11 protein-coding genes are annotated in these 10,867 nt (G+C 72.1%); 3 read left to right on the top strand and 8 right to left on the bottom strand.

The window, feature by feature from the left end:
• Positions 1 to 73 precede the first annotated feature (73 nt).
• The 6 genes from LN037_RS31620 to LN037_RS31645 form a co-directional block, all read right to left on the bottom strand.
• The gene (locus LN037_RS31620) at positions 74 to 1,246 is read right to left on the bottom strand and encodes a P-loop NTPase family protein (protein ID WP_230761010.1); all 1,173 of its coding nucleotides are present in this window, start codon (positions 1,244 to 1,246) and stop codon (positions 74 to 76) included.
• A gap of 200 nt (positions 1,247 to 1,446) precedes the next feature.
• Complete coding sequence (locus LN037_RS31625) at positions 1,447 to 2,193, bottom strand: AAA family ATPase (RefSeq protein ID WP_230761012.1); 747 nt, start codon at positions 2,191 to 2,193, stop codon at positions 1,447 to 1,449.
• Positions 2,193 to 3,779, bottom strand: a complete 1,587-nt coding sequence (locus LN037_RS31630; protein ID WP_230761014.1) for a TnsB C-terminal domain-containing protein — start codon at positions 3,777 to 3,779, stop codon at positions 2,193 to 2,195. Before LN037_RS31630 ends, LN037_RS31625 begins: the two co-directional genes overlap by 1 nt.
• A 72-nt stretch (positions 3,780 to 3,851) precedes the next feature.
• The gene (locus LN037_RS31635) at positions 3,852 to 4,448 is read right to left on the bottom strand and encodes a recombinase family protein (RefSeq protein ID WP_230761016.1); all 597 of its coding nucleotides are present in this window, start codon (positions 4,446 to 4,448) and stop codon (positions 3,852 to 3,854) included.
• A gap of 157 nt (positions 4,449 to 4,605) precedes the next feature.
• Positions 4,606 to 5,343: a class I SAM-dependent DNA methyltransferase gene (locus LN037_RS31640; protein ID WP_230761018.1), complete on the bottom strand. Its 738-nt coding sequence runs from the start codon at positions 5,341 to 5,343 to the stop codon at positions 4,606 to 4,608.
• Positions 5,344 to 5,567: 224 nt separating this feature from the next.
• Positions 5,568 to 6,224, bottom strand: a complete 657-nt coding sequence (locus LN037_RS31645; protein WP_230761020.1) for a TetR/AcrR family transcriptional regulator C-terminal domain-containing protein — start codon at positions 6,222 to 6,224, stop codon at positions 5,568 to 5,570.
• A gap of 95 nt (positions 6,225 to 6,319) precedes the next feature.
• Between LN037_RS31645 and LN037_RS31650 the strand changes: the two genes are divergently transcribed.
• On the top strand, positions 6,320 to 7,207 hold the full coding sequence (locus LN037_RS31650) for a quinone oxidoreductase family protein (protein WP_230761022.1): 888 nt from the start codon (positions 6,320 to 6,322) through the stop codon (positions 7,205 to 7,207).
• 64 nt (positions 7,208 to 7,271) lie between these two features.
• Positions 7,272 to 7,745, top strand: a complete 474-nt coding sequence (locus LN037_RS31655; RefSeq protein WP_230761024.1) for a GNAT family N-acetyltransferase — start codon at positions 7,272 to 7,274, stop codon at positions 7,743 to 7,745.
• Here the strand turns inward: LN037_RS31655 and LN037_RS31660 are convergent.
• Entirely contained in the window at positions 7,676 to 8,389 is a 714-nt protein-coding gene (locus tag LN037_RS31660) for a hypothetical protein (RefSeq protein ID WP_230761026.1), read from the bottom strand. The two genes, LN037_RS31655 and LN037_RS31660, sit on opposite strands and share 70 nt — an antisense overlap.
• A gap of 63 nt (positions 8,390 to 8,452) precedes the next feature.
• The gene (locus LN037_RS31665; RefSeq protein WP_230761028.1) at positions 8,453 to 9,421 is read right to left on the bottom strand and encodes a LysR family transcriptional regulator; all 969 of its coding nucleotides are present in this window, start codon (positions 9,419 to 9,421) and stop codon (positions 8,453 to 8,455) included.
• Between the two features lie 119 nt (positions 9,422 to 9,540).
• Between LN037_RS31665 and LN037_RS31670 the strand changes: the two genes are divergently transcribed.
• Positions 9,541 to 10,794 carry an MFS transporter gene (locus tag LN037_RS31670; RefSeq protein ID WP_230761031.1) on the top strand — a complete coding sequence of 418 codons (1,254 nt, stop codon included), beginning with the start codon at positions 9,541 to 9,543 and terminating at the stop codon, positions 10,792 to 10,794.
• Positions 10,795 to 10,867 lie beyond the last annotated feature (73 nt).

A 10,867-nucleotide genomic window follows, 5' to 3' on the forward strand; every position in this document is an offset into this window, starting at 1 on the left:
TGTGGAACGACGCTGGAAGTGCAGTGGCAGACGTCGTGGAAGTTGCAGTGGGCGTTGCGGAATTTGCAGTGGGTTAAGGGTGGTCGGCGACGCTGCAGGAGGTGGTGTAGCTGGCGGCGAAGGGGCTGGCGGGGTTGACCCCGTAGAGGGGGCGGGCCCCGGGTAGCGCGGTGAGGCCGCAGAGCCGGGCGCCGCGGGTGACGGCGTGAGCGAAGCACTGCGCGGTCTGCCAGTCGCGTCCGGGTGGCGCGAGCAGGTGCGGGCAGGGGCCGGAGTGGTCGCGGTTGCCCGCTGTGGCACGGAGGGCGCTCTGCACGCGCGCGGGGATGCGGTAGGTCCCGGCGAGCAGGGTGGCCTCCGCGGGGAATGCCTCTCCGGTGGGTCGGTAGTGGGCCAGGAACGGCGCCTCGGCGTCGGTGGCCAGGGCGAGGACCAGCGAGGCCGAGGTGACCGGGCAGGCGATCTCTCGGATGCGCGCGGTGACCGTGGCGGAGAACCGGGGTCCGAGCGGCGCGGGATCGACCTTGGCGGGCTCGGGGAGCTCAAGTAGGCGGTCTTCGACGGCGAAGCCGTCGCGGGCGGCCTCGAGGCTGGTCGCGACCTCAGCAGGTGTGGCGGCGTCGATGGTGAGGCGCTGGAGCAGCGCGCCGATGTCGCACCCGGGCCAGGCGTGCAGCCAGTAGGGCACCTGCCAGCCGAGACGACGCCCGTCGGGGCGCCACTGGCGTGCTTCGCCGCGTGCCGCCTGGAAGACGCGTCGGTAGACCTCGGCGTCGCTGGACTGGGCTGGGCGCGCGGGGCGCGCAGGCAGGGCCGCGAGCGCATCGGCCGCAGGGATCGGCGGGTAAGGCGCCGGCGGCGGAGTGTGGTGGTGCCAGACCAGCCAGAGGGTGACGTCGGCGCCCTCGAGCAGCGCGGCGAGCCGGTCGAGCAGAGGGGGTGCGAGGCGGTGAGCGCGAAGAATCACGAGGTGGCGGACCTGTTCTGCGCGCAGCCAGACAGCCAGCAGACGGGCGGCATCGCGGGCGAGGTGCTCGCGGCGCAGCGCGTCGGGATGTTTCCCGAGCGCGCGGAGCAGGTCTTCGACCAGCGACAGCCAGCTTCCCTGCGGCCGCGGGTGGCAGACGAGCTGGCCGTGATCGAGATTGTGGCGTTGCTGCAGCCCCCGCACGACCGCGGCGTCGTCGTCGGGGTCGAGCACCCACCGCACCCGCGCCTCGAGCGTCTGGGCGCCGATGGTGGCCACGGGTCTCTGTCCGGTGGCCGGGCCCGCTTGGCCGCGGGTGGTGCGTCGCTGGCCAGTGGCCACCGTGTTCAGCGCGCCCACCGGGGAGGTGGCCGCCGCCGGCGCCGAGGCGGCCACCGTCGGGGCGACGGGTGGCCGGTCGGGGGTGGCCGGCGGCCGGCGGTGCAGTCCGGTGGCCGTCCGGCCGCGGTGTCGGCGTCTCACACGGCCACGCCGGCGCCGTGGACGGCGAAGACGTTGCGGGCGATCTCCTCGTCGAGGCGATCGCGGCCGGTGCTCGCGCACAGTGCGACCGCGGAGCGGGTGAATGCCGCCCAGTGGCGCAGGTTGCCGTGACCGACGTTGTCGTCGACGAGCAGCAACAGTTCCCGGTCGACGTTGTCGTAGATCGGGTGGAGAGCGCCGAGCAGGTCGCAGACCTCACGGCCCGAGAGCGGGTCGAGCGCCACACGCCGGTAGATCCGGGAGCGCAGCATCGGCTCGCGGGACAGGACCGTCCAGGCGTCGTCGCCGCCGACGAGCAGCAGCGCGAAGCGGGTGCGGCGATCGTCGTGGAGGTAGCGCAGGAACTCGATGCAGTCCTTGTTCAGCCGTTGGGCCTCGTCGACGACGATCACGCGCGGCCCGCGAGAGAGCGCCTCGATCAGCTCGTCGGTCAGCGCGAAGCGGCTGCGCCGTCCGGCGTCGAGGCGGGTGAGGTCGGTGAACATCGCCGCGGCGACCAGCCGCATCGTGGGCCGGGAGGGGAACTCGACCCACGAAACCGCGGTCGCGGGGTGGCGGGCGAGGGCCTGCTCCACCGCGTAGCTCTTACCCAGCCCCGCCGGGCCGTGCACGACGCCCATCGCGGCGGTGTCGAGCAGGTGCTCCACGGCCTGATCGACCGCGACCAGGCCCGGGGTGGGCAGAGTGCGGGCCCCGTCGACGTCGAGGAAGTGACGCGCCATCAGACGGAGTCCTCTCCCAGCGCCGGCGTCGCAGCTGGAGGCGCTGCTGTCGCTGCAGCCGGGTCGAGCTCGGCGGCCGCGGCGACGGCGAGGTCGGGGTTCCAGAACGCGAAGTCGGTCTTGAGGTCGAGCAGGTTGGTGCGCGCGAGGCGACGCAGCGCCGCGTCATCGGGATGGTCGTGGCCGCGCCGGGCATGCGAGCGGTCCTCGCGGGCGGCTGCGGCGGTGACCACGGTGGCGTCCTCGATCTGTCCTGGCGCGGTGGCGGGAGCGAGCTGGGCGCGGGCGCGGCGGCTGGTGCGCCGCTGACGGCGCCCGAGCTCGACGGCATCCGCGCGGCGCCGCGCGAGGACCGCGGCGCGTTGCTCCTCGGACAGGGTGTCCTGCGGGTAGGCCGTGGCGAGCCACCGGTCGCCGCGGAAGAGCTCGACCTGGCGCAGGTCGTGCGGGCTGTAGCGGACCTGCACCCGCTCCCCGACCAGCCCGTTGAGCTCGGGCGCGAGGAACCGGACGCCCTCGAAGTGCACGCCGTCGCGCCCGACCACACGCTCGACGTCGGCCATCAGCATCCAGCGCAGGGTCTGCGGGGCGAGCTCGCGCAGCGGGGTCGCGTCCTGGGACCACCGCGCCAGTGGCGTGACCGCCAGGCTCGAGTGGATCCGTTCGGTGTTGTACTCGGCGACCCAGCCCGCGAACCGCTCCACGAACAACCCCAGCGTCATCGGGTCGGTGTCCGGGCCGTGCAGCGAACCGTCGCGCCCGCGGGGGCCGCCGGTGAAGAACGGCAACCCGGACAGGAAGAGCTGGACCAGGGTTCGGTTGACCCGCTCGACCTTGCCTTTCGCATGCGGGGTGTAGGTGGGGGCGGGCACCAGCTCGATGCCCAGCGCCGCGCACGAGCGCCGCAGCGCCGTCGCGGTGAACTCCAGCCCATGGTCCGGGCGCAGCACCGCGGGCACTCCCCCGAACGGGCCGCGGGCGGGGTCGACGACGATGCCGGCGCGCAGCGCCGCGAGCACGACTCCGGAGGTGGGGCGCATTGAGATCGCCCAGCCCATGATCAGCCGCGAGTAGGCGTCGATGAACAGCGTCGCCCACGGCTTGCCCGGGCGCTGCGCGCGCGGCGCGAGGACCAGCACCGGCAGCTCGACGTGGTCGGCCTCCCACATCGCGTTGCGCTCGGGCGGGTCCCAGCGCAGGTACACCTCGAAGCGGCGCCGGCCCTCGGCGCCCTCGACCATCCCCGCCCGCTGCCCGGGGGTGAGCTGGACTCGGAAGGCGTGCTGCAGCCGGCGGAGCGACAGCCCGCCCGGCCGCCCGGCGTGCAGCGCCCGGTGTACCGCGGCGACGTTGCCCCGCCAGTCCGCGAAGGCGTCCAGATCAGCCTCACTCAGCCGATACCCGGCACTCGGCGCGACCTCCAGCCCGTCGGGGCGCGCGGCGACCCAGCCCCAGACGGTGCGCTCGCTGATTCCTAGCCCGCGGGCGGCCTCGCGCACGATCGCGGTGCTCAGTCGGCCCGACGCGCGCAGCTCGCCCAGCCGCGCCGCCAGCAGAGCTTTGACCTGCGGGTCCACCCGAGCCATCGCGCCATCCCAGCAGCGCCCGCGGCCAGGTGGCGATCGCCAGCGCGAGCGACGCGGGGTCGCTCGACTGGCTCAGCCTTCGGCGGTGAGCTGCTCCGAAGGGCGGGCCGGGAGGTGGCGGTAGAGGGTGCTGCGCGGGATCCCGGTCTTGGTGACGATCTCGGCGATGCTGTCGCCATCGGCGCGCAGCCGCTCCGCCCACGCCAGCCGGTGCGGGTCCACCGATACCGGCCGCCCCGCCGGCCGGCCCTTGAGCTCAGCAACGGCGCGGGCGTGCGCGGCCCGCTCGAGGCTGTAGGTGCGTTCCATCTGGGCGAACAGCGCCAGCAGCACCACCGCCAGCTGCGCCATCGGATCCGCAGGGTTCGAGGAGTCGACCCGGATCGGGTCGGCGAGGTTGCGCACCCCGATCCCACGCTGGGCGAGGTCGTGAATCAGGTTCAGGGTGTCGCGCACCGTGCGCCCGAGCCGGTCCAACGTGTGGACCACGATCACGTCGCCCTCGCGGGCGTAGGCGATCACCGCCGCGAGCCCGGGGCGGTCCGAGCTCGCACCGGAGCGCTTGTCGAGATAGATCCGCTCTCGCGGGACGCCCTCGCGGGTCAGCGCGTCGATTTGGCGGTCGAGGTCCTGCTTGACCGTCGAGACCCGTGCGTAGCCCAGCTCCACACTCGGACCGTACCGGAATCTGTTACCGCAGCACGGTTCCTGGACGCGATTCCGGGCCTAGCTTCTGGGACGAGGCACGCCGGGTCGGTGAGGTAACGACGACGCCGCGACCGCGGCGTCCCAGAACCATGGTTCCGGGACGGGTTCTGCGACCTCTCTAGTCGGGCCGTGCCCACACCGACACGTGGGAGGTGCTCGTATCGGTGAACGCAGCGCGATCCCACCACGCCCACCGCTGCTGCAGGTGCATCCCGGCCAGCCGGGCCATCAGATCCAGCTCCGCCGGCCACGCGTACCGGAACGGCACCGACCGGCGCTCTCCCCGCCCACCCTCACCCAGGGCGACGTGGTGCGACCACATCTGCTGGGTGACTCGGTCGAACTCGTCGTAGCCCACACCCCGGGTGTCGTGACGGAACACCCCGAACCGCTCGCCGGGCGCCACCCGAGCGACCCCGGGGACCTGGGTCTCGACGACGAACCGGCCGCCGGCACGTAGGTGGCGGGCGGCGTTGACGAACGTGGCGACCTGGGCGTTCTGACTGGTCACGTTCCCGATGGTGTTGAACACCAGGTACACGAGGTCGAACACGCCCTGGACCCGCGTGGAGGTGAAGTCGCCGACCACGACGGGCACGTCCGGCGTCTTCGAGCGCAGCCGAGCGACCATCGCCTCCGACAGGTCGATCCCGTGTACCTCCACACCCCGCTCGCGCAGCGGCAGCGCGATCCGCCCCGTGCCGACGGCGAACTCGAGCGCACAGCCTCGCTCACCGGCGAGGTCGGCAAGGAAGGCCGACTCCAGGGCAAGGTGCTCAGCGGTGAACCGCACGTCGTCGTCGCGGTCGTAGTCCTCGGCGACCGCCGGGCCGAACCAGTCGGGCAGATCATCCACCTGAGCAGGCGAACACGGCACCCCGGTCAGACACGAGCGCTTTCCTGCCGCCAAGCACAGACCGGCGGGACACCGATGAGTCCCCAGTTGCCCGGTGCGCACTGGACAACCCAACGGACGGGCCTACTGAGATGCTGCCAGGCGGATCGCAGCGACCGGCCGAGCAAGATCGGGAGTGTCCGGTGGGCGTTCCCCAACCGAGACACCTTCCGGCAGGTGCTCGGCTATCCCTCCGCGGGGATGCCTGTCGTTGGCGTGTCGCTTGGGCTGCACCGCATCGCCAGGCCGTCGATCAACATCCGCAAGCACAGCTCGAGGTGCTGCGGTGGGTGGGGCGCAGGAATGTAGGCCTCTACCTCGGCGAGATTGGGGAACGCGCCGGTCGCGGTGGCGGCCCGCAGGGCCGCGACCGCTGCGGGGCGGTCGATCTCGCCCACGGCTTGCTGCTCGATCGCATGCCCGACCACGAGGTGGGTCAACGCGTCTTGGGCCCAGGCGGCGGTCCGATCATCAACCCCGGCGGCGCGCATGATCGCGATCATGGCCTCGCCGCGGGCTAGCGCGTGCGGTCCAGCTGCGATGGAGCCGGCCACGATCCGGGCGCCGTCGCGGCGGGTGAGCAGGACACGGTGGAACCGGATGGCTAGCTCGAGCAGCTGCTCGCTCCATGCCGCTGCCGTCGCAGGGTGACCGGTGCCTGCGGCCAGGATGTGCTCTGCCATGGCATCGAGCAGCGCCCGTTTCGACCGTAGGTGCCAGTAGGTCGCGCCGTTCTGCACCCCGAGACGACGGGCCAGTGCGCGCATCGTCAAGGCGTCGACGCCGACGTCGTCGACGAGGTCGAGTGCCGTCTCGACCACCTGATCTCGACTGATCCGCATCCGAGACTCCCGGTAGCATGGCTACTTCAACAGCGTTGAAGTCTAGGGGGTTCGCGGTGCGGATCGTTCGTGCGCATCGGGCGGGTGGTCCCGAGGTGCTGCAGGTCGACGAATTACCCGAGCCGACGGCTGGCCCCGATGAGCTGCTGGTGGCGGTGTCGGCCGCGGGGGTCACGTTGCCGGCGGTGCGGGCCCTCCGAACTGCCACGCAGCTACCAGTCGCGCCGGGTGGCGACGTGGTCGGTCGTGTCGCCGAGGTTGGGCCCGGAGTGCGGGGATGGCAGACCGGGCAGCGGGTGGCCGCCATCGCGTTCGCGGGCGCCTACGCCGACCGCGTCCTGGTGCAAGCCGGCCTGGCCGTCACCGTGCCCGAGGACATCGACGACCTGACCGCCGTCGCCCTCGTGCGCGGAGGTCAGGTCGCACTCGGGGCCCTGCGTGCGGGCGGGTTGCGCAACGACACCACCAGCGTGCTGATCACCGCTGCCGGCGGTGGGGTCGGCACCCTCGCGGTGCAGCTGGCGAGGGCTGCGGGTGTCGAGCGGGTCGTCGCCGCCACCAGCAGCCTCGACAAGGCGCCCATGCTGCAAGCGCTGGGTGCAACCGAGACCGTCGCCTACGGGCAACGGTGGGACACACCGGTGGATCTGGCCGTCGACTCCGTTGGCGGCCCAGTCCAGGCTCAGGTCATCGAGTCGCTGGCCCCGTTTGGCGTGCTGGTCTCCATCAGCGCCACCGGGGCGGCGGTGGAGGTGAACGAGCTACGCGTGCACGGCCGTGGCGTGATCGGGTTCGGCATGGCTCCCCTTGCCCGCCACCGACCACAGACCTACCGCGACCGCGCCGTGGAGCTGTGGAAGCTGGCCAACCAAGGCAGCATCACCCCCGCCATCGATGGACCCTACGAACTCGAGCGGGCGGCCGAAGCGCACCGCAGGATCGAGGAACGACGCAACCACGGCAAACTCGTGCTAACCCTCTGATCGTTGTCCCTTCCACCAACGGACGCCCACCCGAGCCCGAGCGCCAAGACCGCACGATGGGTCCATGACACCAGTCGAGGTGCGCACAGCCCACGACGACGAACTCGAACTCGTCGCCGCTCTGAGGTGGCGGTGGGTGGGCGAACGCGACGGACTTCCCGAGGCGCAGCGCGCACCCTTCGTGCGGGACTTCACAGCGTGGGCCCGAGCCCACGAAGCGACGCACCACTGCTTCGTCGTACTCGTCGACGAGCAGGTGGCGGGGACGGCTTTCCTCGCGACCACAGCACGGGTCCCGACCCCGCACTCCCTCACCCGTGCCTCGGGTGACCTGCAATGTGTCTACGTTGCCCCCGAGGCCCGTGACCGAGGACTCGGTGGTTTCCTCGTCGAGGCGGCGCTTGAGCTCGCAGCCGACCTCGGGCTCGAGAGGGTCACCGTGCACTCCTCCGAACGCGCCGTCGGCGTTTACCAACGGGGCGGCTTCGCCACCAGCACCGTACTGCTCCACACCCGGCCAGCTGATAGACAACAATGATCAGAGAAAGCGTCCCGCATCCAGGGATGCGGGACTTCGACGGAAACCGTTGTCGCTGAGGCCCGAGGTGGAAATGGGCCCTCGTCGGGTCGTCGACGGTCGCGGAGCAGCTCGACGGCGGCATGCCAGGACAGCGCGTGGCCTGGGGCGTCGGTCGGGCCGTGGTGGACGGGCCAGCAGGCCAGGTCGAGGGCGTGGGCGAGCTCGTTGAGGGCGTGCAGGGTTCGCGGCGGGAGTCGGTGGGCGCGCAGCACGACGAGGTGCTCGATGCGCTCGGCGCGCAGCCAGAGCGCGGCGAGGTCGGCGAGGCGGCGGCGGCCGAGCCCGGCGAGGGCGGCGCGGTCCTTGCCGAGCGCGAGCAGGACCTCGCGGGCCAGTACCGCCCACGGCGCGCCGGGGGCGGCCAGCACGACCAGGACCCCGGTGGTCGGGTGGCTCAGCGCGAGCAGAGTTTCGACGCAGGCGCGGTCGTCGTCGCGGTCGCAGACCCATCGCAGCCGGCGGTGGCCACCAGCCCCACCGGCCACTTCGCCCGGCCGCGGGTGGCCACCGGCCGCCGCCCCCGAGTGCGGTGGTGGCCGGTGGCCACCGGCCAGCTCCGGGGTGGCCACGCCGGTTGCGGCGGGGATGGCCGGGGCGGTCACGTCGGGACGATGCCGCCGTGCAGGGCGAAGGCGTTCGCGGCGATGCGCCGGTCGAGGCGGCGGTCAGGCGCGCCAAGGCGCCGGGCCGTTGAGTGCGGTCCACGCGGGGAGCCAGAGCCCATCGCCGGCTTCGTCGGTGCCGCAGCGCTCGCGGAGGTAGTCCAAGAGCACGGGCAGGTCCGGATGGGCGTGCTGTTCGACGTGGACGGCGTAGAGCGGGAATACCGGGGCGGGGTCGACGACGGGTATCCGGCGTAGGTCGTAGCTGGTCGGCCAGAGGTAGCGGCTGCCCCGACCGACGAGTGTCGCGAGGCGCGAGGAGCCGGCGAGCTCGTCGAGCAGAGCCTCGTTGCCGAAGTTCGGGGCAACGATGTCGATCGTGAGGGAGAAGGCTTCCGCGAGCTCGCGGTAGTAGGCGCCTGGCTCGCTGTCGGCGGGCATCGCGAACATCCAGATCGGGTGCTGGGCGAGGTCGGCCGGCGTGACCCGATCGCGGGCCGCCAGGGGATGCTGTGGACCGACGAGCAGGTCGTGGCGCTCATGGAGAACGGGTCCCGTCCGGAGCCCGCTCGGGGCCTGACCCGCCGTGGTTGCCAGCGCGCGGAAGGTCAGGTCGACCGTGCCCGCCCTCACGGCGGTTAGCGCGTCGTCGCCGTCGGCGAGGACGGGCAGCGTCAGGACGTCGAGGGCGATCTCGGGATGCTGCTGGTGGAAGGACTGCAGGAGACCGGCGGCTGCGATGCGCCGGTTGAGGACGTCGACGCGCAGCGCTCGGCGTTCGGGCCGCACTGACGCCGCAGCGCGGTCCTGGACCCGGAGCAGCTCGCGGGCGTGGGGCAGAAAGGCCTGCCCGTCCACGCTCAGGCGTACCCCGCGGGCGGTGCGCACGAGCAGCAGCACCCCGAGCTCGCGCTCGAGGGCGGCGACCCGCTTCGACACCCCCTGCTGGGTGATCGACAGACGGTCGCCAGCGGCCTGGAACTGGCCTGTGTCGACCACGGCCACGAACGTGCGCACCGCTTCGAGGTCCACCAGCTGAATCTATAGGCACAACTGTCTGTTGTTCTTAGAGGCCTACCTGTTGTTTGCGTGCCCTGGTGGCGCGCGATCTGATGCTCCGCGCACAGCGCTGCGTTGTCGACGGGAGTGTCATGCAGTTGTCCGGGGGACTGGGTCGACGCTTCGGGTGGTTGTGGACCGCCTACGCGGTCAGCGCCTACGGGACCTGGCTCGGGTTCGGCGCGTTCACCGTCATCGCGATCGAGGTCCTGCACGCCAACGCCGCCGAGGTGGCTCTGCTCTCGGCGTCCGGGCTCGCGGTGGGCGCGGTGCTCGCGCTGCCTCTGGGCCCGTGGGTCGAGTACCGGGCTAAGCGTCCGGTCATGATTGCGGCCGATCTCCTGCGTTGCGCCGTACTGATCTCTATCCCCGCCGCGTACGCCCTCGACGTGCTCAGCGTCGGGCAGCTGATCGCGGTCTCGGTCGTAGTGTCGGCCGCCAACATCGCCTTCACCGCCGCCAGCGGCGCGTTCCTCAAGGCCCTCGTCGACCCGGACGACCTACTAAGGGCCAACGTCCGTTTCGAGTCCACGAACTGGTCGGCCAGCGTCGTCGGCCCCGCCCTCGGAGGCGCAGCGATCGGGCTGCTCGGCCCGGTCATCACGGTGATCGCCGACGCCGCGAGCTATCTGCTCTCCGCGTTGGGCCTGGTCGCGATCGGGCGCGGCGAATCGACGCCCAAGGTCTCCCCGACGCGGCTGAGCGTCGCGGACCTGGTCGAGGGCTGGCGCTACCTGCTCGGGCACCCGCAGCTACGGATGCTGTTCGCCAACTCGATGGTCGTGAACGCGCTGATCATGGCCGGTGAGGCCCCGCTGGCCGTGCTCATGCTCGGCCCGCTCGGTTTCGCACCCTGGCAGTACGGACTCGCGTTCAGCATCCCCTGCCTGGGCGGCCTGATCGGCTCCCGCCTGGCCCGACCACTCGCGGCGCGCTACGGCGCCCCCGCCGTACTCCGCGTCTCCGGTTGGGTGCGCGTCATCTGGCCCCTCGGCCTGGTCCTCGTCCAGCCCGGCTGGCCCGGCCTGCTGACGGTGATCATCGTCGAGCTGCTGCTCATCATCTCGTGCAGCATCTTCGGCCCGGTCTCAGCCACCTACCGACTCCAGGCCACCGCTGACGACCGTGTCGCCCGCGTGCTCGCCGCCTGGTCGATCACCAGCACCGCGAGCAGGGCACTGATCATCGCGGCCTGGGGGCTGCTGGCCACCACCACCAGCCCACGCTGGGCCCTCGCCGCCGCCGGCGTTCTCCTACTCGCCACACCCCTCCTACTGCCCATCGCTCGAAGCGCCCCTCTCGCCAAGGACGCCCACGAGTCGCCCAGCGAGAGTGCGCAGCCGTAGTGGCCGAGGGCCGTTGCCGATCCGGGTTCTCGTGCAGCACTCGGAGCAGCTGTCGCTCGACCGTCGTTCCACA

Origin of the sequence: Actinomycetospora soli (genome assembly GCF_021026295.1) — a bacterium.
In the GTDB taxonomy this organism is placed as follows: Bacteria; Actinomycetota; Actinomycetes; order Mycobacteriales; family Pseudonocardiaceae; genus Actinomycetospora; species Actinomycetospora soli.

Bases quoted from the DNA above. Each gene is read 5' to 3' on its own strand.
- LN037_RS31625 (WP_230761012.1), bottom strand. From the start codon at position 2,193: ATGGCGCGTCACTTCCTCGACGTCGACGGGGCCCGCACTCTGCCCACC.
- LN037_RS31630 (WP_230761014.1), bottom strand. From the start codon at position 3,779: ATGGCTCGGGTGGACCCGCAGGTCAAAGCTCTGCTGGCGGCGCGGCTG.
- LN037_RS31645 (WP_230761020.1), bottom strand. From the start codon at position 6,224: ATGCGGATCAGTCGAGATCAGGTGGTCGAGACGGCACTCGACCTCGTC.
- LN037_RS31655 (WP_230761024.1), top strand. From the start codon at position 7,272: ATGACACCAGTCGAGGTGCGCACAGCCCACGACGACGAACTCGAACTC.
- LN037_RS31670 (WP_230761031.1), top strand. From the start codon at position 9,541: ATGCAGTTGTCCGGGGGACTGGGTCGACGCTTCGGGTGGTTGTGGACC.